The sequence below is a fragment of the Lutimaribacter marinistellae genome, assembly GCF_042648365.1.
In the GTDB taxonomy this organism is placed as follows: Bacteria; Pseudomonadota; Alphaproteobacteria; order Rhodobacterales; family Rhodobacteraceae; genus Lutimaribacter_A; species Lutimaribacter_A marinistellae.
Genome location: NZ_JBHRXI010000048.1, coordinates 31,866 through 51,510 on the forward strand (window position 1 = coordinate 31,866; position 19,645 = coordinate 51,510).

Genomic DNA, 19,645 nt, shown 5'->3' on the forward strand with positions numbered 1-19,645 from the left:
TAATGCCCAGTCTCAAGGACCTGAAACTCAGGATCGACTCGGTCAAATCGACCCGGAAGATCACCAAGGCCATGCAGATGGTGGCCGCCGCGAAACTGCGGCGGGCACAGGAAGCGGCCGAGAACGCGCGCCCCTATGCCGAGCGGTTCAATTCCGTGATGGCGGGGCTGGCGGCCTCGGTGGGCGGCAGCGACAGCGCGCCCAAGCTTCTGCGCGGCACCGGCAAGGACGACGTGCACCTGCTCGTTGTCATGACGGCCGAACGCGGTCTCTGCGGTGGTTTCAATGCCAATATCGCCAAGCTCGCCCGCACCAAGGCGGACGAGCTGATCGCAAAGGGCAAGACGGTCAAGATCCTGACCGTCGGCAAGAAGGGGCGCGACGCCCTGAAGCGTGACTACGGCCAGTACTTTGCTGGCCATGTCGACCTGAGCGAGGTCAAGCGGATCGGCTATGCCGACGCGCAGTCCGTCGCAAAGGACGTCATGTCGCGGTTCGACGAGGGCGAGTTCGACGTTGCAACGATCTTCTACTCGAAGTTCCAGAACGTCGTGACGCAGATCCCGACGGCCCAGCAGATCATTCCCGCCACCTACGAGGATGCGGGAGAGGACGGCGACAGCGGCGTTGCGCTCTACGATTACGAACCCAGCGAAGAGGCGATCCTGGCCGATCTCCTGCCCAAGGGCGTGGCGACCGCGATCTTCTCGGCGCTGCTCGAGAACGGAGCGTCGGAACAGGGCGCGCGGATGTCTGCAATGGACAACGCGACGCGCAACGCCGGCGAGATGATCGAGAAGCTGACCATCCAGTACAACCGTTCGCGTCAGGCCGTGATTACCAACGAGCTGATCGAGATCATCTCGGGCGCGGAAGCGCTGTGATCGGCTGAGAAAGGGACGGGACCGCAGATGACCGGCGTTCAGGCGCGATACGTGACAGAGGAGCGGCAGCCCGAGCTGCTGTTCTCCGTCTGCACGCTTGTCGCGTCCGACGACCGGTACAAGCGCCTGCTGGAGAGCTTCGAGCGGTTCGGGTTCACCTCCGAAACGACCGAGTTCATCGCGCTCGACAACCGGGGACAGAACCGGTTCGACGGGTATTCGGCCCTGCGCCGGATGTTCCCCGAGTTCCGTGGCCGCTACATCGTGATGGTTCATGACGATGTGGAGCTGGTCGATGACGGCGCCGAGGAGTTGCAGACCCTTCTGGAACTGCTCGACCGTCAGGATCCGCAGTGGACGCTGGCGGGATGCGCGGGCTGGTCGGCTGACGGCACCGAGCTGCTGCGCCATCTGCGCGACCCGCATGGCAGTTCGCGGCCGCTGACCGCCCCGCGCGAGGCGCAGTCGCTTGACGAGTGCTTTCTCGTGCTGCCGCGGGCGCGGGCGGTTCTGCCGTCTCTCGACCTGGAGGGGTTTCACCTCTACGCGACGGACATGTGCGTGCAGGCGCGGATGGCGGGGGGACGGACCTATGTCCTGCCGTTCTTCGTCCATCATCACAGCGGCGGAACCCACGGCCCGGACCTGGAAGCGAGCCGCGACGCCTTCACTCGCAAATACGAGGCGCTCGACCTCGGAACGCGGCTGCGCGCCCCGGCGGTCACCGTCTACTTCGGCGCCATGGGGGGAATGCGTCGCTGGCTGGATGAAACGGGCGCACGCCTGAGACACAAAACCCGGATGATCGCGTCGCGCGCGGGCGTCCAAAACCAGAAATGAACCGCCGGCAACGGCGAGAAACCGAATTACTAGCCTGAGAGGTCAAGACGAACGATGGCGAATAGCAAAGGCAAAATCACGCAGGTCATCGGGGCCGTCGTCGACGTGCAGTTCGATGATACCCTGCCCGAGATCCTGAACGCTCTGGAAACCGAGAACAACGGCAAGCGCCTCGTTCTCGAAGTCGCGCAGCACCTGGGCGAAAACACCGTGCGTACCATCGCGATGGACGCGACCGAGGGCCTGGTCCGCGGCGCTGCCGTGACCGATACCGGCGCGCCGATCTCGGTTCCGGTCGGGAACGCCACCCTTGGCCGCATCATGAACGTCGTGGGCGAGCCCATCGACGAGAAGGGCCCGGTTGAGGCGGACGAATCCCGTGCCATCCACCAGCCCGCCCCGACCTTCGACGAGCAATCGACCGAAAGCGAAGTTCTGGTCACCGGCATCAAGGTCGTTGACCTGCTGGCCCCCTACGCGAAAGGCGGCAAGATCGGCCTGTTCGGCGGCGCCGGCGTGGGCAAGACGGTTCTCATCATGGAACTGATCAACAACATCGCCAAGGTGCACTCGGGCTATTCCGTTTTCGCCGGTGTGGGTGAGCGGACCCGTGAGGGTAACGACCTCTACCACGAGATGATCGAATCCAACGTCATCAAGCCCGACAACCTGTCGGAAAGCCAGGTGGCGCTTGTATACGGACAGATGAACGAGCCTCCGGGGGCGCGTGCACGTGTTGCTCTGACCGGCCTGACCCTGGCCGAGCAGTTCCGCGACCAGTCCGGTACCGACGTTCTGTTCTTCGTCGACAACATCTTCCGCTTTACGCAGGCGGGTTCCGAGGTGTCGGCGCTTCTGGGCCGTATCCCCTCGGCGGTGGGCTACCAGCCGACGCTGGCGACCGACATGGGCGCGCTGCAGGAACGCATCACCTCGACCAAGAAGGGCTCGATCACCTCGGTGCAGGCGATCTACGTTCCCGCGGACGACCTTACCGACCCCGCTCCGGCAACCTCGTTTGCGCACCTCGACGCGACCACGGTTCTCAACCGTGCGATCTCGGAAAAGGGTATCTACCCGGCGGTGGACCCGCTCGACTCGACCTCGCGTCTGCTTGACCCGGCGATCGTGGGCGAAGAGCACTACAAGGTCGCGACAGACGTTCAGCAGATTCTTCAGCGCTACAAGTCGCTGCAGGACATCATCGCCATCCTCGGCATGGACGAACTGTCGGAAGAGGACAAGTTGACGGTGGCCCGCGCCCGCAAGATCGAGCGCTTCCTCAGCCAGCCGTTCGACGTTGCGCAGGTCTTCACCGGCTCTCCCGGCGTTCAGGTTCCGCTCGACGTCACCATCTCGTCCTTCAAGGCGGTTGTGGCCGGCGAGTACGACCACCTGCCCGAAGCGGCCTTCCTCATGGTTGGCGGCATCGACGAGGTGAAAGCCAAAGCGGAGAAGATGGCCGCAGAAGCCGCCTAAGGAGTTTCCCTGATGGCTAATACGATGCAATTCGACCTTGTCAGCCCGGAGCGCAGGCTTGCCTCGCTCCAGGTCAGCTCGGTCCAGATCCCCGGTGCGGATGGCGACATGACGGCAATGCCCGATCACTCGCCAACCATCACCACGCTGCGTCCGGGTGTCCTGACGGTCGAAGGACCCGATGGCACGCAGGAATACGTTGTCTCGGGCGGGTTCGCCCAGATCAGCGCCGACTCGCTTTCGGTGCTGGCCGAACGTGCGGTGCCGCGCGGCGAGATGACCCGCGAGCACATGGACGAGATGGTCGCCGAAGCCCGCCAGGCCCATGAAAAGGCCAAGACGGAAGACCACCCGAACGCGGTTGACGAGGCGGCCAAGCTGCTCGCCGACATGGTCGCGATCGGTGATCATATCGGCCTGCCCGTGGACTCGCGCGTTCCGGCGCCCTGACCGCGACGACAGAGAGAGAATGAAAGGGCCCGCGCGACCTGACGCATTCCGTGTGGTGGGAGGTCAGGCAAGACGCTCCGTAGCGAAGGGGTAAGGGCCGCCACCCCTTGGGCAAGGCACTTTCTGGGGAAGCGCTGGATAAACCTATCGCTCACTTAATCATTGATTGAGCGGCGCCCCGTAGAAACTTACGGGGCGCTGTTGTATGCCACACGGGCTGTGCGAAACCTCCCCGCCATTCGCCTTAGAATCTCGCTTTGCGCCGCATATGTGAAGTCCCGCGGAAGGAAGGGCGGAGAGCAGCCATTCTCTGCACCAGCGAACCTTTCGTGCCACTGAAGAAACAGCTGACATTCAGGCAGGGTCAAATCCGGGATCTTTTGGAGCACCGTCGCAAGACGGCTTTGAGCCCTTACCCGCCGGGATCCGGTATCGTCTTCACCGATGCTTCGCCTGCGCGTCGCAATGCCGGTCAGAAGGACCACTTCGCGCCGACGTACGGCCCCGAGAACGCCAGATCGCTCAGCGTTCTGGACTTGTCGATTTCCCATGACAGGTGCCGGTAGCCCACACCCAACGACCAGTTCGTGAACTTGTATTCGGCCGCCAGGGCCGCTTGCCAGGTCAAATCGCTGTCGCCGGTGCCCAAGTCGGCGTAATAGAGCAGATCCCATCGCTCGTTCAAGGCGACCTGGCCGCGCAGACCGACCACGGCATCCCAATTGTTGATCGTGTCGGTAAGGCGCTGCGAGCCGCCTGCTACCGCCACATTGGCAGTGGTGTCCATGTCGAGGACGCGGAAACCGCCGAACCCGTTCAACCGGTGGGTGTACTCGGCAAGCAGGTCGTAGCCCACGCCCATCGTCAGGACGAGGCCGGACACATCCACGTCGGCGTTGGCCGGAATACCGGGGCCGACAGCCGCGCCCTGGTTCTTGGACACGCTGAGATAGAGCGCATCGCCAAAAATCGACCACGGCCCGTTATTGGCCTCAAGGCTGCCCATAAGGCCGAAATCGAGATTGTCGACGATATCGCCAAAGCTGACCTCGATGTCCTGTCCGGTTACGGTCTCTCCGCCGATACCGGCGCCCCAAAGGTAGATGTACCCATTGAAGTCCCACCCTTCCTGCGCGGTCGATGGCGTGGCGCCTGCGGCGATGCAGGCAGCGAAAACGGCCCCCGACAGGCCGCGGCGATGATGGGTCACGATGGATGTCTCCTTTCTGAGAGCTTCGTCCGGCGACCGGAAAGCGCGGAATGCTTCATGTCTTGGCCCTTTCTTTCTTGTTCAAATGGAATGAGACAGGCTCGGTGCGTGGTTTTGGGTTGCGAAGTCACAAAGACATCCGACCCGGAACCTGTAGGTCTTCGAGAATGCCGGACGCAGGCTCGCCTTGGGTACTTGGCAGTCCACACGGGCTTGACGTTCGGCATGCGACAAACCTCAGATGTAATTGAGCATCTTGGACACTCAGAAGAGGACCTCCGCGAGGACAGCTATAGCGCCGGCTTCTTCGGTGATTACGAGGGCTGTCCCCGACGCCCCGAGGCGCAGGGCTTGCTCCGGGAGGTCGTTTGGCAGATCCATTAGCACGACATACCGATCCGTGCCGGCAAGCTCGCGCAAGCTGGGCAGCCCGCTTCGTGCATCGATTACGCCTTCGCCTGTGCTTGGCGGCAAGGCAGCTATCGGCACCTCGAAAGATGTGCCGGGCAAGGTGCCCAGGGCGACTCGGATCGTGTCACCAACGAAGACGTTTGTCAGGCTGGATTGAGGTAGGGTTGCAACGAGTTGGCGGTCGCCCGGGATCAGGAAGTTGATCGCTCCGTGCATGGTGGTTGCGCGGTTGCCGGGTCGGAGCGAGACGCCTGTGACGATGCCATCGGCCGGGGCCCGAACGACCGTTTCAGAGAGCGCCCATTCCGCTTGAGCAAGGGCTTGCTGGACTTCCGCGACGCCGGCATCGACTCCGTCGATCTCTGCGGCGATTCTGAGTTCGAGGCTACGCTTGCGAGCTTCTGCCGCCCGCATGTTGGCTTCAAGCTGATCGATTGTGGAAACGGCTTCCTGGAGTTGGAACTCCGTCGAGGCACCGCGTTCGTTGAGCTCAATGATATCATCGCGACGAGCGACGCCAAAACTGAGCTGCGCCTCAAGGGCGGCGATTTCGGATTCTGCGGCTTCAAGGTCTGTCTTCAACTGATCCGCTGAGGCTTCAGCGGTCACAAGCGTCGCTCTCAGGCGCGCGACTTCTGCGGCCTGCGTAGTATCGTCGAGCCGAAACAGAACGTCTCCTTCTGCGACAACGGTATTTGCCTCCACGGGCACGTCGATCACGCGTCCGGCAACATTCGGAGCAATGCTTGTGACCGTACCCTGCACCGAAATCGGCCCCGATGGCGTCGTGTGATTGAGCGCACCGATCACGACGAGCGCGATCATCACTGCAATCGTGTAAACCGTGCCTTTCCAGAAACCGTTCCAGGGCAAGATCTTGAGCTTCGCGAACAAGAGCCAGACAAGGCCGAAATAGAGACCGAGAACAATCAACATGAGCAGGTTTATCTCGCTACTTTAAGTGGGGTAAACAGGTCTCGGGGCTTGCCGCGAATTGGATTGCCGGAACGGCGGCGCGAGACGCGAGTAATGCCTTGCCCGCAGGCGATGTCGCTCGGACCTCGCCTGCGGGCGCTGGTTGCTGCGTCAGTTGCCCCAGTCAAACTCCATCATCTCGAATGTCGGTTCCTTCGCGAGAAAGTCCTGCACAGAGAATGGCAACTGGCTGAAGTTGCGCTCGAGTTTCTCGCTGATGCCCAGCGTTTCCGGGCGCGCATTCGAAAGCCCCGTGAGCGGCAGCCCCCGTGCATTCGGTTTGTCTGGAAACTGCTCCTTCATCAGTTCGTGGCGCGCCCGCATCATCTTGAACTGGCCCAAGGTATGGATGAGCGGCACAAGATGCGGATTGTGCTCTTGCGGATCCTGGTACAGGTCGAAGAACGATGCGCCGATGCCGGTCGCGGCGCCGGGGTCAGAGCTGATCCAGTGCTGCTTGTAGCGCCCCTTGATGGTCGCTGCGAGGGTGTGTCCCTGGTAGATGTGAACAAAGTCGCGCCGCGAGAACGTATCTCCGTTCAGCAAGAGAGATGTCTGGTCAATCCCGTCGATCACCCGATCGCGAGGGATAAAATCGGTTGCCTTGCCAATCCGCGCGAAGGTGGTGAACAGGTCCGTCACGTGGACGATGTCGCCAACCAGCTGGCCGCTTTCGATTGTGCCCGGCCACCAGGCGAAGGCCGGCACGCGGACCCCGCCTTCGGTGAAATCGCCCTTGCCGCCGGAGAACATGACCTGAGTCATGCCCCAGCCTGGTGGCGGGTTGTGCACCATCGGGCCATTGTCGGCCATTGCAACAAAGATCGTGTTTTCGGCGATGCCGAGGGTTTCGAGCTCCTCCATCACCACACCCACAAAGGCGTCGAGACGTTGGTAGGCCTCGGCGACCTTGCCACCGTTCTGGGTGGTTTTTTCCAGATCCGGTTTCAGGAAATTCAACCAGTTGGGCCAGTACTGGGCAAAGAACGGACGGTCGGCGTCGGCGTTACGGCGAATGAAATCGATCATCCGTTTCTCGCTTTCAGCGTCAAGCTTGTCATACCATTCATTGTTGGGCAGGCCCCATTCCTCCCCCAACTCGCCCTTCCTGCCGTCGATGATCTGCACCCAGCCTTCCGGAACAAGACCGGGATCATCCAGCTTGTAGGGGTCTGGCGGAGACAGTTCGGGGGCGAAGCCGAGGACCGCATTGGTTCCCGTGCCAAGGGGATCATAGAGCGAGGTAATCTGGTTCATCGGCGTGAACAGTGCCTCGTCGAAGCCCTGGTTGTGCAGGTAGCTTTCTTCAACGTCGCCCAGATGGCCCTTGCCATAATGCGCGGTAGCATAGCCGGCCTCGGACAGCACTTCTGCCAGCGTTACCTCGTCGCCCCGCAGGCCCGCGAACTCGTGCGGCATGCCGACGACGCCCATGCCGTGACGAACGGGAAGCCGCCCGGTCAGAAAGGCCGCCCGTGTCGGTGTGCAGGCAGGTTCCGAATACATGCGGGTGAAGTTGATGCCCTCGGCGGCCATTGCGTTTAGATTGGGCGTTTCGAAACCGAGGTTCTTTTGGATACCGGGAAACCCCACGATCCCGAAAGGTTGGTCGTCCCACAGAAGGTAGATGATGTTGGGCGGTCGACCGTGTTCGGCTTCCAGTTCGGCCAGGCGTGCGTCCAGTGCCGCGTCCTCTTCGGCCCATCGCTCGCCATTCTGACTTTGCAATACGAAGAATTCTGCGTCGTGGATGATCTGGCCATCCTGGGCCATCAGGGAGCCCGCGAACAGGCAGGCCGTCAAGCAAGAGAGAGATCGTAACATTGGGATCGTTTCCTGAGATCGTTTCATTTAGTGTGGAATCGGTGCCGATAGTCGCGCGCCATCGAGGCGAGGACGATTTCCCGGCACGCGGTGGAGACCGAGCAGCCCGCGCGCGCCGCATGGGCCTCCAGTGCCGCGCGCTCCTGCTCCGTGACCATCATGACGATGCGGGACGTTCTGCGCTGTGACCCAGGCAGGCAGGGGCGTCCCTGGCTGCTCGGGGAGTGCTGATTTGCCATTGCGACATCCAAGATAGACTTTGCAGGCAAACATCGCCTATCGTTGCCAAGTGCCACATCAAGAAAACGTCGATTTTCGGGACGTCATGACCGTCTTGCATCCCGCCACTGCCGCCCTGCAGCACCCCAACGAGATCGGCGAGTTCACCTCTTGGGATTTGGATTTCCGTCAGATCTCTCCGGGCTCCGGGGCAACACATGTATCGGTGAATAGCGGACAGTTGGTGTCGACGCTGTGGCTCCGGATGGGCAGCCGCGTCCATCAGGTCGGCTCGGCCCCTCGAGATACGCTGACGTTCGGATTTCCGGAACCGCGGGGGCTTTCGAGCTGGCGGCGAAGACCCGCTCCACGGCTGCCCCTTGTTTGCTTTGGAGCGGGCCACGAGTTCGACGGTGTCAGTGAGTCAGGATTTGCTGCGTTTACGATCAGCATCGGCCAGGCGGCGTTCGATCGGATTGCGGGCGACTTTGGCTTCGAGCCATCGCCAGAGGCGAGACAGCCGACCGTTCTGGATTTGGAATCAAGGCCCAGGGCCGCCCTGCATCTTCGGCGCAAACTGACCGATTTCTCCAGCGAAATGGCATGCGGCCCCCAGACGGAACTTGAAGAAGAGCTCGCCCTGGCGCTCCTTCTCGCGACGTTGCAAGCCGATGGAGCGCGCGATGAGGGCACATCGCGCATGCGAGACAGGGTGCTGCAACGTGCCCTCGAAATCATGGATGCTCGGGCCGATACCCCACCGGGCATACGCGAGCTTTGCGTGCTCTGCGATTCATCCCTTCCGACGCTGCAGCGCGCCTTCATTGAACGGTTCGGGATGGGTCCTAAAGCTTATCAGGTCCATCTGCGCCTGAACAGGGTGCGGCAGGATCTGCTGTCCGGAAGGCATGGCAACAGGGTCGCCGATGCGGCGAACCGCTGGGGGTTTTGGCATATGGGCCAGTTTGCGAAGGACTATCGAAAAATCTTCAATTGCCTCCCGTCAGAGGACCTGAACCGGAAGATCTGAGCGAAGAAGATCGCCGAATTCTGGGTGGTGCGTTCCCGGCGTGGCATGACACCGTTGGGAGACTGCGCCGGGAGGTCCGAAGTCTCGTGATGATCGGCAGTGGAGGCGTTGCCGCCTTAACGAAGATTGGCTATCGGCAAAGGATTTAGGCGATTACAGGCATTGAGGGCGGATCGGTCCACTCTAAGGACCTGCAGACACCGTAAATGTTGCACTTTGGACGGATGGTCCGTCTGGTGAAGCTGTGCAGCAGCGCCGGTAAAGATCATATATCGCCGCTCTGGGCCGTGAGTGACTACAGGTGCGCCCATGGCGAAAACGCAAAGAATGCTGCCCGGCACGCGTTCAGGTTGGGCTCGGAGCAGACTCAGTTCAAACGGCCTGCCCCTGTCGAGGACTGGTAGCTTTCGTTCTGTTGCTCCCTCGGGATCTCTCAAACCGTGCGCCGAGTTTGGTCCCCATGTAGAGCCATGGGCGATATAGTATTCGGTAGATGTCCGGTGGGTCTTGTGTGCCATCTTTCCGCTTTGTGAAAGCATCCATGCCATGGCGCATGGCCGGCGTCATTCGCGCGCGTGAGCGCCGCGCACGCGGTGGGACATCCACAAACTCATCCGTCCCCGGTATTCGCAATGCGCGCGGTGACAGTTTCGGAGGATCGACCAGGTCGTCGATCTCCTCGTACGGGCATGCGTATGGCCGCGGCTCGAAGAAGTTGTAGTGAACGCGATAGATGTTCAGGAGTGCGATCAACGTCCTGGGGTTGAAAATCGCGCCCTGAATGAAGGAGCCGCCGACGCGGGCGCCTCCACTTCCGGCTCGGGCAGCGACGCTCATCCTCTCGCGCAAAGAGTTCATGAAGGAGCTGACCGGTTGAAGCGTCGCCTTGTAGACCCATGGCGCGATCTCTTCGCGCAGGTCCTGGCTGAGCTCTTCCTGGTCGAAAGGAACTTGCTTCAGCTTCCGTCGAAGGTGGCGGGGCAGGATGGGAAACCCGACGACCTTGTCGATCTCTCCACTCGCCTGGGTCGAGGACCGAACCCAGAGCGAAGGAAAGAGCACGGACTGATAGTTAGAGATCTGGAACGCCGTAGCGGTTCCTCGAAGCGCCGTCTTCATGCGGTCGGCGATGAATGCCTCGCTCACTGTCTGCGGGTCCGTTTCGAAGTCGAAGCGGCCAGCATACATACCCTCGTTATGGAACTGCTTACGCGCCTTGCGATACTCCTTCACCTTGCCGAGCTTTTCCGGTTTCGTGGCTTTCTTGTTGAAGGTCATGGCCAGCCAAGCGAACCGGTCCTCCCGGATCTCCTCGTCGAAGATATGTGGAAGCAGGGGCGGCAAGGTGGCCTCTTGCTCGGTGGTCAGAACGATCGACCCTCGCGGGAGCATCTCCTTCAGGAGCGCGAAATGAGCGCCCTTCGTGTAAATATCCCTGGTCGTGACGCCCTTGAACGAGCCACGCTCTTCGGAGGTGTCGATCGGGAACCCGAACCACCCCTCCGAGATCGTCCGGATATTTTCGATCATGCTGTTCGTACGCTCGATCACATTGTCTCGAGCAGCCTTCTGGGCATCGCCCTTCCTCGGCATGCGGCGCTTTGCTCGGCTCTGGAATGTCTTGAGCTCGTTCACGCAGGCCGCGAAGAACTGCGGCTCGTGACACCGGCCAGTCGGCCGTTGCCACGAGAACTTCGGGGCCGCCTTCACCTTGCTGTCCGGATAGAGATGCTCGAGATTCTGCGGCAAGCCGTCCTTGCCGAGGTATTTGGCGTTGAACATGTCCAGAGGCGTGGCGCGAGGGTCGAAATCGACGTCGAGCCGATAGACATATCCACTGCGAGCGTCCGCAGTGATCGCACAGTTGAGCTGCGTGTTCCGCCGATCCGTCGACGTCTCCCAGTTCACCGTGAGGACCATGTCGTCGTGGCTGAAAAGGTGCTCGACGGCTTCACCGCATCGATCAACCTTGTTCTTCCATCGGCGCAGCATCTCGCGCTCGTAGGCCAGAAAGACCCCTTCCAGCCATTCGATCCGGTCGTAGATCCGGGACATGCCGATCTTCTTGCCGGTTGCGGCGGTCCCGATCATCCGCTGTATGTCGACGATCCCCGCGCTGTTTAGCACCGCGCCGAGAGTCCTGAGGTTGTCGGCCGTCGTTTTCTGCCCGGCGTGGGGCAGCGAAACGGAGAATCGCGCACCCTTCTGCCCCCGGCACGGCTTGTGAAGCACGCGAAGAGACGAAGGCGTCTTTCTCTTGCGGATTGGCTTACCATTGCTGTCTTTCGACCGCTCATGGACACCGTCGAGGGCGAATTCGTCAGGATCATCCAGGAAGCGCTTTCCACAGGCTCCGCACGATGGCCCGTCGAGTACGCCGTTGTAGTTCCTGAGCCTGTCGATCTCCTCATCCAGGTGATCCGAGACAGGATGGAGAAACCGGAGTCGCACGTGCGCCCGTCGTGGGTTCGCCCAAGGCATCGGACTGTGCGTTGGTCGGACCAGACATGCGGATCATTTTCGTATCCAAACACCCGAGAGACCCGAAGATGCTTCCTGTCAGCGCCGGCAAGCTTGTAGGCACCCGGCCCATGCTTCTCAACGAACTTCATCTGCTCTGGCGTCAGGTCCGGTCTCGTTTTCTGCCATGTGGACCTGCGTGTGCCACGATTGGTCAACGGCTGTCCGAAGTTCGAACAGCCGGGGTTCCCGCATGTTTTGATGCGATGCTGTCCAGCGCCCGGACAGAGCTGCGAGAGCTTGAAGTTGAACGTTGCCAAGCTGGTCATCAGAACCTCGGACATCCGCGGTTTGCTTTAGTCGTTTTACGACCAAGAACCAGAAAATCCACATGGCTTTAGGTCGATACGGACAGTCGTCCTGGATCTCCGCCTCGTGCGAAGGACAAGCTTGTGATCAAAGGATATTGGCTATTTTTCTAGAACCAGAAGAAGAAACGTCTGGGATGCCAGGTATTTTTTCGTTCAAGCGGTCAGGGTCTAAATCCCCGAGAAAAAGTTTCGGATTTCCTGCAGATTTCCTTGGCGTGGCTGCCGCGATTCATCAATAAATAGCAAAGACCTGCCGCGCTTCACGCGACAGGTCCTTGTTTTCAAGGCTCCCACCGTACGGAATGCGTCACGCTCGACCGGGCCCTTTTTCTTTGGTGCTGCCTGATCTCGGGCGTGTTGCTGTCCGCTGCGGGCGGAGTGGGAGATTGGACCGAACGCGCTCGGCCGCAAGTCCGACATTGGTGCCCGTGCGCAGCGTTGATGAGCGTCGCGCAACCGGTCGGGCGGGTCTTTTCATGCTCGCATTTGAAATGAACCCGGGCTAGGCTGTTGAAATCCCGTGTAAAGACGCCCGAATGAAATATTTCCGAACGCATCCGATAGGCATAGATCAAGGCGATGTCCCGCTCTTCTCGGATTTTGAGGATGACGGGGAAATGTGGACCGGTTCAGGCGACCGGGAGCGCAGAACGCCAGTGACCTTCGCCGAGCCGTTCCGATCCGTCCCTGCCGTGCATGTCACGATCTCGCTTTGGGATATCGACAATACTGCTGCGGTCCGGGCAGAGATCACCGCCGAAAGCATCACCCGCGAAGGGTTCGAGATCGTGTTCCGAACCTGGCACGACACCCGCGTCGCCCGTGCGCGGGCCACGTGGATGGCCATCGGTGACGTCAGCGGCGAGGATGACTGGGATATTCCCTGACCCGCCATCAAACGGACTGGTCCCATACGGCCGCATGGATCCGCAATGGGGCCGCCGATCCGGCGACCCCATGTATTGCCATCAGCGCTGAGATTTCGGCGTCCAGGCGAATTTCTTCATCGGCTCATCGACAGGTGTGTCGGCCACGTGGTTGGTGTAGTTGCTCATCACCTTCTGTGCGAGGCCAAGGATGACTTCGAGCACCTGCTGCTCGCCGTAGCCCGCAGCATAGAACGCCTCGAGCTGCGCCTCGGTCGGGTTGCCACGGCTTTCCAGCATGGCGAGGGTGAAGGTGCGCAGCGCCTCGAGCTTTGCGGTGGGCAGCGGGGTCTCGTCGCGCAGGGCGTTCGAGATTTCGTCGCTGACCTTCATGGCCTTCGCAATCCCGGTATGGGCCGGAACACAATAGTGACATTCATGGGCGACGTTGATCGTCTGCCAGACAACGGTTTTCTCTTCGGCGTCGAAGGAGGTCTCCTCGGCGAACAGGCGATGCAGGACCTGGTAGCCGTCGAGCAGGGCAGGCGCGCGCGCCATTACCGCATGCAGACCGGGCAGGCGACCGAACGCTGCCTTGGATTTCTCGATCAGGGGCAGGGCCGCCTCGGAGGCGGTGGTTTCGTCGAGTTTTTCGAACTTGCTCATGGTCAGGCTCCTTTTTCTGGGTTGCCGTGAATCGGATGCCGACAACCTGACCATTCTTGAGCGATCACTCAAGATCGTATTTGAGCAATCGCTCAACAACATTTCGTGAAGACCTGTTCGCGCGCCGTTGGTCGTATTAGACTCACCCTTATGCCAAGAGTTGCGACATATGACCGGGAGCGGGCGCTTGACGCCGCGATGAACCTTTTCTGGAGGAAGGGTTATCATGCCACCTCGCTGAAGGATCTCGAGACGGAGCTGGCCATGCGGCCCGGCTCGATCTACGCGGCGTTCCAAAGCAAGGAGGCGCTGTTTCGGGCAACGCTCGATCGATATTCCGAGCGGATGGGGGCCGAGCTGGCCGACCTTATCGATCAAAGCCCCTCGCCGCTGGCGGCCTTGCAGCAGCACCTTTTGAACCTAGCGGAGCTTGCCCCGTCCGAACGGCCCTCGACGGCCTGCATGCTGGTGAAGTCGCTGCTCGAAGTGCCGGAGGAGGGCGCGTTGCGCAGCTTCATAACGGGGCATCTGGACCGCATCGAAGACGCAATCACCAAGGCCCTGCAGAAAGCCCGCCAGATGGGAGAGTTGCCGGCCGAGTGCGATACGGAACGCCTCGCCCGGCGGGTGCAGACCTATATTTTTGGCCTCAAGGTTCAGGCTCAGCGCCAGACGGATCCGGCACCGATGCGCGCGCTATGCGCCGATCTAGCCGAAGAGCTGGGCCGCATCTCGCGGCCCGCCCAGGCTCAATCCATGTGATAGAGCGACTCGTAGATCGGCGTAAGCGTCTTGTCCTCGAACAGGGATGACACGCTGGTGCCGTTCCAGATGTTGAGGATCGCCTGCGTGAAGATCGGCGCGGTCGGCACGATCCGGATATTGGGCGCGTTCAGCACGGGTTGCGTGGGCTGGATCGAATCCGTGACCACCAGCGATTTCATCACGGAGTTGGTGATCCGTTCCACGGCCGGGCCGCTGAGCACGCCGTGCGAGATGTAGGCGTGGACCTCTTTCGCGCCCTTGTCCAACAGCACCTGCGCCGCCTTGCAAAGCGTTCCGGCAGTGTCGCAGATGTCGTCGACGATCAGGCAGATCTTGTCCTGAACGTCCCCGATCACCGTCATCTCGGCCACTTCGCCGGCTTTTTCGCGGCGCTTGTCGACGATCGAAAGCGGGGCGTTGATCCGCTTGGCAAGCTCGCGGGCACGGGCCACGCCGCCCACGTCCGGGGACACGACCATCAGCTCGTCCATCTGCCCCTTGAACTGCGTGCGGACGTCCAGTGCGAAGATCGGGCTGGCATAGAGGTTGTCGACCGGGATGTCGAAAAAGCCCTGGATCTGCGCGGCATGCAGGTCCATCGTCAAAACCCGCTCGACGCCGGCCTCTACCAGCATGTTGGCGACCAGCTTGGCGCTGATCGGCGTGCGCGCCTTGGTCCGGCGGTCCTGGCGGGCATAGCCGAAATAGGGGATCACCGCGGTGATGCGCGCGGCCGAGGACCGGCGCAGCGCGTCGGCGATGATCAGCAGCTCCATCAGGTTGTCATTGGCCGGGTTCGAGGTCGGCTGGATGATGAACATGTCCTCGCCGCGGACGTTTTCGAACACCTCGACAAAGATTTCGCCGTCGTTGAAACGTTCGACCCGCGCATCGACCAATTGCTGGTCTACCCCGCGATACAGGCTCATCCGGCGCGAGATGGCATTGGCCAGCGGTTGGTTGGCGTTCCCAGCGATAAGCTTGGGCTCGGTAAGTGTCGGCATAGGCTGTTTCCCCGGCAGCGAAGGCGTCTGTGACAGATTCGTGATGTTGACACCGCTTAGCACGCGACTACCGTCGCGCAAAGACAAGCACGGGGAAAAGGCACATGGTTGCTATCGACTATTATTTCGGAACGATTTCACCTTATGCCTATCTTGCCGGCACCCGGCTGGAGGAGATCGCGGCCAAACACGGTGCCACCATCACCTACAAGCCGGTCGATCTGCTGGCGCTGTTTGGCCGCACGGGCGGGATTCCGCCGGCGCAGCGCCACGTGTCGCGGCAGGAATACCGCGCGCAGGAGCTGACGCGGCAGGCGCGCAAGCTGGGCATGGAATTCAACCTGAAGCCTGCGCATTTCCCGACCAACATGGCGCCGTCCTCTTACGCGATCATTGCCGCGCAAAAGGCAGGCGGCGGCGATCTGGGCAAACTCTGCCATTCGATCCTGCGTGCCTGCTGGGCCGAGGAGAAGGACGTGGCCGACGACGCGGTCATCCGTGACTGTCTGCAGGGCGCGGGCTTCGATCCCGGCCTTGTCGATAGCGGGCTGCTCGTCGGTGCCGAAACCTACGCCGCGAACCTCGAAGAGGCGGTCGAGCGCGGGGTCTTCGGCGCGCCCTTCTACATCACGCCCGACGACCAGCGTTTCTGGGGGCAGGACCGGCTGGAAGACCTCGACGCACATCTCGCGGGGATGCGCGGGTGAAGGATATCGTGTCGCTGCCGCAACCCGTCCATGTCCGGCACATGGGCGACGGTCCGCGCAAGGTGCTGGCAATCCATTGCACGCTGGCCCATGGCGGTGCGTGGCGCGGTCTGGCCGGACAGTTGCCCGAGGCGCAATTCACCGCGTTTGACATGCTGCATCATGGCCGCAGTCCCGATTGGGACGGGCAGGGCGAATTCCAGGAACGCAACCTAGAGGCCGCCGAAACCCTGTTGACCGGGCCGATGGATGTCGTCGGTCATTCCTTTGGCGCGACGGTCGCCCTTCGGCTTGCGGTGAGGCATCCGGAACTGGTGCGCAGCCTGACACTGGCGGAGCCGGTCTTCTTCAAGGTGGCCGAGCTGGACGCGCCCGAGGTTCTGGCCCAGCATGGCCGCGATGCCAGCCCGTTTTTCGAGGCGTGGGAGCAGGGCGATTTCGCGCTGGCCGCCCGCCTTTTCAACCGGATGTGGAGCACGGATGACAGCCCGCGCTGGCCGCAACTGCCCGAGGCGACGCGCGACGCGATGATCCGCTCGATCCCGGTCGTACCGGCCTGCGACAGACCGCTATTCGAGGATTCTGCCGGGTTGCTTGCGCCCGGTGTCCTCGACCGTGTGACGATGCCTGTCCTGTTGCTGCGCGGCGATCTGACCCATCCGGTTATCAAGACGATCAACGAAGGTCTGGCCCGCCGACTGCCCGATGCCCGATCCGAGGTGATCGAGGGCGCAGGACACATGGTGCCGATCACGCATCCCGAGCCGGTCGCGGCACATATCCGCGCGCTGTGGTCCCGGTCGCATTAGGGGTCAGCCGGGCAGATCGCCCTTCATCAGCGCCGGCAACGCGTCTGACAGGCGCTCGACCGGCCAATCCCACCACGCGGCCTCCAGCAGCGCTGCGATCCGGTCGGGGTCGAACCGGAACCGGGCCACATGTCCCGGATTGCCGGTGACGATGGCATAAGGCGGAACCTCGCCCCTGACCACGGCGCCTGCGCCGATGATGGCGCCTGTGCCGATCCGTGCACCGGGCAAGACCATCGCGCCATATCCGAACCAGACGTCATGGCCCACGACCGTGTCACGCGTGTCGGGCTGGTACCCGTCCATCCGCTCGGGGTCGAACACCGGAAAGGGGAAACAGCTGACCCCGTCCATCGCGTGATTGGCCGACGAGGTGATGAACCGCACGCCATGCGCGATCTGGCAGAACTTGCCGAGCACCAGCCGCTCCTTGGAAAACGGAAATAGATAGGGTGCCAAACGGTTCGCCCAGTCCTGCGGCGGATCGAAATCCGAGGCATAGCTGTAATCGCCCGCCAAGAAACGCGGATGGTCGATGACCCGGTTCAGAAACGCGGTCCCTTTGTGCGTGCTGCCATCGGGAAGCGTGACGGGATACGCGCGGGACGGATCGGGCAACGGCATCAGTCGTCGGGCCGCGCCAGCGAGAAGAGGTCGGTCACCCGGCTGTAATCGCGATAGCCGAGCCGCGCGAGCGGCTGGAACGTGGTGACGTCGAAAATCCCGTCTCTCAGGCAATCATCGCGCAGGTGAATGCCGATCACCTCGCCAAATGCCGCGCGGTTCGCTTCGCCGGGCAGATCGACGATCTTCGTCAGCTTGCATTCCAATGCAGCGGGGACGCCCGCGATCCGGGGGCAGGGGATGGTTTCGCACTCCACGGCGGTCAGGCCCGCATGTTCGAACTCGTCCACCCCCTTGGGCAGCGTCTCGCAGGATGCATTCATGGCGTCGCGCATCGCGTATTCCACGATGTTGACGCAGAACACGCCGCTGGCCTCGACATTGGCCATGCTGTCCTTGGTGTTGTCCTGGTCCGGCTTGGCCCCGGTCGAGGCGAACATGACCTGCGGCGGGACATACGCGACCCCGTTGAAAAAGGAATATGGCGCAAGGTTGTTCACGCCATCCGCCCCGCGGGTCGAGATCCAGCCGATGGGCCGCGGCGTGATCAGCGCGTTGAACGGGTTATGCGGCAATCCGTGGCCGTCCTCGGGGCGGTAGAACATCACTCTCTCCGGTTGGTCGTTTTGCACGTTTGCCCATGGCGTAGCGAAGTGCTAGGGCGAATTCCACCGTTTAATCAACGAGGCAGGCGCGCAGGTGTTCGAGATCAGGCCCGAAGAGGCCGCCGATTGGTGGGAAGTGGAGGCGCTTTACGACCTGTGTTTCGCGCCGGGGCGCGAGGCGCTCAGCTCCTATCGCCTGCGCGACCACATCCCGCCCGTAAGGGGGTTGAGCCAGATCGTGCGCGAGGACGGGATCGTCGCGGGCGCGATCCGGTTCTGGCCGGTCCATGTCGGCACCGCCGATGCCCTGTTGCTGGGGCCGATTGCCGTTCACCCGACCCACCAGGGCGAGGGGCTGGGCGGCTACCTAATCCGCGCGGGGCTGGAAGCTGGCCGCGAAAAGGGGTGGAACAGGGTGATGCTGGTTGGGGATGCGCCTTATTACCAGCGGTTCGGTTTTACCCGGCTGGAGGGGGTCGAGATGCCGCCACCCACCAACCCCGACCGGATCCTCGGGCTCGACCTTGTTCCCGGCGCGTGGCAGGGCATCACCGGGCCAGTGACCCGCTGGAATCGCGTGGGATGAGCACGCCCCATTGAAACGGGCCCCCTGCATGCCGATCTTTTCCTTGGACAAAGGAGCGTCGCCATGCAGGACATTCAGCTGATCCACGATCTTGATCCCGAGGTCGAGCTTGACCGCCTTGCCGCGCATTACCACCGCGCGAATGGCGAGGGCATCAAGCTGTTGAACCGGATCGGCGGGCAGGCTGAAGGCTTGCTGGAAAGGCTGCCCGATCCGGTTCGCGCAGGGCTGGAAATGGGAACCGAACAGGCGCTGCACGTGGCTGTCCGCGCGGCGCAAGGATCACGCCGGGCCGTCCCGGATCAAAGGGAATGGGTTAATACCGCGCTGTCCACCGCGATGGGCGCGGCTGGCGGTTTCGGTGGATTGTCCACCGCCCTGTGGGAACTTCCGGCCACGACCACGCTACTGCTGCGCGCGATCCAGGGCGTTGCGGCCGAGAACGGCTTTGACCCGTCCGAGCGTAACGTGCAGTTCGACAGCGTGCGCGTGTTCTCCTCCGCCGGCCCGCTCGAGGAGGATGATGGCGCGGATCTGGGTTTTCTCTCGGCACGGGTGGCGCTGACCGGAAACTCGATGCAGCGGCTGATCTCCTTCGTGACACCACGACTTGCTCGTGTTCTGGGCCAGAAACTTGCGGCGCAGGCGGTTCCGGTGATGGGGGCGGTGACGGGTGCGGGAACGAATTTCCTCTATGCCCGCTACTACCAGCAGGTTGCGCATGTGCATTTCGGCTTGCGGCGGCTGTCGATGGATGCCGACATCCCGCGCGACAGGCTGGTGCGTGACCTTGCGCAAAGGATGCAAAGACTCGAGGCGGCCAAGTCGAAGGCCACTTGATATTAACGTCCTGACCGATA

The 19,645-nt window shown here is 62.0% G+C and carries 19 protein-coding genes; 11 read left to right on the top strand and 8 right to left on the bottom strand.

What is annotated here, in order from left to right; all coding sequences use genetic code 11:
• Positions 1 to 2: 2 nt before the first annotated feature.
• From ACFORG_RS20935 to ACFORG_RS20950, 4 genes are read left to right on the top strand one after another with little or no spacing between them, the layout of a single operon-like run.
• On the top strand, positions 3 to 884 hold the full coding sequence (locus ACFORG_RS20935) for a F0F1 ATP synthase subunit gamma (RefSeq protein WP_386737520.1): 882 nt from the start codon (positions 3 to 5) through the stop codon (positions 882 to 884).
• 27 nt (positions 885 to 911) lie between these two features.
• Positions 912 to 1,724, top strand: coding sequence for a hypothetical protein (locus ACFORG_RS20940; protein ID WP_386737521.1), 813 nt, complete (start codon positions 912 to 914; stop codon positions 1,722 to 1,724).
• A gap of 54 nt (positions 1,725 to 1,778) precedes the next feature.
• The gene (atpD, locus tag ACFORG_RS20945) at positions 1,779 to 3,203 is read left to right on the top strand and encodes a F0F1 ATP synthase subunit beta (RefSeq protein ID WP_386737522.1); all 1,425 of its coding nucleotides are present in this window, start codon (positions 1,779 to 1,781) and stop codon (positions 3,201 to 3,203) included.
• Positions 3,204 to 3,215: 12 nt separating this feature from the next.
• A complete protein-coding gene (locus ACFORG_RS20950) occupies positions 3,216 to 3,653 on the top strand; it encodes a F0F1 ATP synthase subunit epsilon (RefSeq protein WP_386737523.1) in 438 nt (145 codons plus the stop codon).
• Between the two features lie 472 nt (positions 3,654 to 4,125).
• On the opposite strand, the gene ACFORG_RS20955 is transcribed toward ACFORG_RS20950, so the two are convergent.
• The 3 genes from ACFORG_RS20955 to ACFORG_RS20965 form a co-directional block, all read right to left on the bottom strand.
• A complete protein-coding gene (locus ACFORG_RS20955) occupies positions 4,126 to 4,863 on the bottom strand; it encodes an outer membrane beta-barrel protein (protein WP_386737524.1) in 738 nt (245 codons plus the stop codon).
• A 264-nt stretch (positions 4,864 to 5,127) separates the two neighbouring features.
• Complete coding sequence (locus tag ACFORG_RS20960; protein ID WP_386737525.1) at positions 5,128 to 6,210, bottom strand: HlyD family secretion protein; 1,083 nt, start codon at positions 6,208 to 6,210, stop codon at positions 5,128 to 5,130.
• Between the two features lie 150 nt (positions 6,211 to 6,360).
• Positions 6,361 to 8,073 carry a sulfatase-like hydrolase/transferase gene (locus ACFORG_RS20965; RefSeq protein ID WP_386737526.1) on the bottom strand — a complete coding sequence of 571 codons (1,713 nt, stop codon included), beginning with the start codon at positions 8,071 to 8,073 and terminating at the stop codon, positions 6,361 to 6,363.
• Positions 8,074 to 8,332: 259 nt separating this feature from the next.
• On the opposite strand from ACFORG_RS20965, the gene ACFORG_RS20970 reads away from it, so the two are divergent.
• On the top strand, positions 8,333 to 9,322 hold the full coding sequence (locus ACFORG_RS20970) for a helix-turn-helix domain-containing protein (protein WP_386737527.1): 990 nt from the start codon (positions 8,333 to 8,335) through the stop codon (positions 9,320 to 9,322).
• Positions 9,323 to 9,694: 372 nt separating this feature from the next.
• Here ACFORG_RS20970 and ACFORG_RS20975 read toward each other — a convergent pair whose 3' ends face one another.
• Positions 9,695 to 11,773 carry a hypothetical protein gene (locus ACFORG_RS20975; protein WP_386737528.1) on the bottom strand — a complete coding sequence of 693 codons (2,079 nt, stop codon included), beginning with the start codon at positions 11,771 to 11,773 and terminating at the stop codon, positions 9,695 to 9,697.
• 916 nt (positions 11,774 to 12,689) lie between these two features.
• Between ACFORG_RS20975 and ACFORG_RS20980 the strand changes: the two genes are divergently transcribed.
• Positions 12,690 to 13,040 carry an H-type lectin domain-containing protein gene (locus tag ACFORG_RS20980; RefSeq protein ID WP_386737529.1) on the top strand — a complete coding sequence of 117 codons (351 nt, stop codon included), beginning with the start codon at positions 12,690 to 12,692 and terminating at the stop codon, positions 13,038 to 13,040.
• An 81-nt stretch (positions 13,041 to 13,121) separates the two neighbouring features.
• On the opposite strand, the gene ACFORG_RS20985 is transcribed toward ACFORG_RS20980, so the two are convergent.
• Positions 13,122 to 13,685, bottom strand: coding sequence for a carboxymuconolactone decarboxylase family protein (locus ACFORG_RS20985; RefSeq protein ID WP_386737530.1), 564 nt, complete (start codon positions 13,683 to 13,685; stop codon positions 13,122 to 13,124).
• Between the two features lie 198 nt (positions 13,686 to 13,883).
• Between ACFORG_RS20985 and ACFORG_RS20990 the strand changes: the two genes are divergently transcribed.
• Positions 13,884 to 14,447: a TetR/AcrR family transcriptional regulator gene (locus ACFORG_RS20990; protein ID WP_386737531.1), complete on the top strand. Its 564-nt coding sequence runs from the start codon at positions 13,884 to 13,886 to the stop codon at positions 14,445 to 14,447.
• On the opposite strand, the gene ACFORG_RS20995 is transcribed toward ACFORG_RS20990, so the two are convergent.
• A complete protein-coding gene (locus ACFORG_RS20995) occupies positions 14,435 to 15,454 on the bottom strand; it encodes a ribose-phosphate pyrophosphokinase (protein ID WP_386737532.1) in 1,020 nt (339 codons plus the stop codon). The two genes, ACFORG_RS20990 and ACFORG_RS20995, sit on opposite strands and share 13 nt — an antisense overlap.
• 104 nt (positions 15,455 to 15,558) lie before the next feature.
• On the opposite strand from ACFORG_RS20995, the gene ACFORG_RS21000 reads away from it, so the two are divergent.
• Together ACFORG_RS21000 and ACFORG_RS21005 are read left to right on the top strand one after the other, a co-directional pair.
• Positions 15,559 to 16,161: a 2-hydroxychromene-2-carboxylate isomerase gene (locus ACFORG_RS21000; RefSeq protein WP_386737533.1), complete on the top strand. Its 603-nt coding sequence runs from the start codon at positions 15,559 to 15,561 to the stop codon at positions 16,159 to 16,161.
• Complete coding sequence (locus ACFORG_RS21005) at positions 16,158 to 16,970, top strand: alpha/beta fold hydrolase (RefSeq protein WP_386737535.1); 813 nt, start codon at positions 16,158 to 16,160, stop codon at positions 16,968 to 16,970. The genes ACFORG_RS21000 and ACFORG_RS21005 overlap by 4 nt, the downstream gene beginning before the upstream one ends.
• A gap of 3 nt (positions 16,971 to 16,973) precedes the next feature.
• Here ACFORG_RS21005 and ACFORG_RS21010 read toward each other — a convergent pair whose 3' ends face one another.
• A complete protein-coding gene (locus tag ACFORG_RS21010) occupies positions 16,974 to 17,594 on the bottom strand; it encodes a CatB-related O-acetyltransferase (RefSeq protein ID WP_386737536.1) in 621 nt (206 codons plus the stop codon).
• On the bottom strand, positions 17,594 to 18,199 hold the full coding sequence (locus ACFORG_RS21015; RefSeq protein ID WP_386737537.1) for a flavin reductase family protein: 606 nt from the start codon (positions 18,197 to 18,199) through the stop codon (positions 17,594 to 17,596). The genes ACFORG_RS21010 and ACFORG_RS21015 overlap by 1 nt, the downstream gene beginning before the upstream one ends.
• A 94-nt stretch (positions 18,200 to 18,293) precedes the next feature.
• Here ACFORG_RS21015 and ACFORG_RS21020 point away from each other — a divergent pair, with 94 nt between their 5' ends.
• Both ACFORG_RS21020 and ACFORG_RS21025 read left to right on the top strand, forming a co-directional pair.
• Positions 18,294 to 18,785, top strand: a complete 492-nt coding sequence (locus ACFORG_RS21020) for a GNAT family N-acetyltransferase (RefSeq protein WP_386737538.1) — start codon at positions 18,294 to 18,296, stop codon at positions 18,783 to 18,785.
• 63 nt (positions 18,786 to 18,848) lie between these two features.
• Positions 18,849 to 19,625: an EcsC family protein gene (locus tag ACFORG_RS21025; RefSeq protein ID WP_386737539.1), complete on the top strand. Its 777-nt coding sequence runs from the start codon at positions 18,849 to 18,851 to the stop codon at positions 19,623 to 19,625.
• Positions 19,626 to 19,645 lie beyond the last annotated feature (20 nt).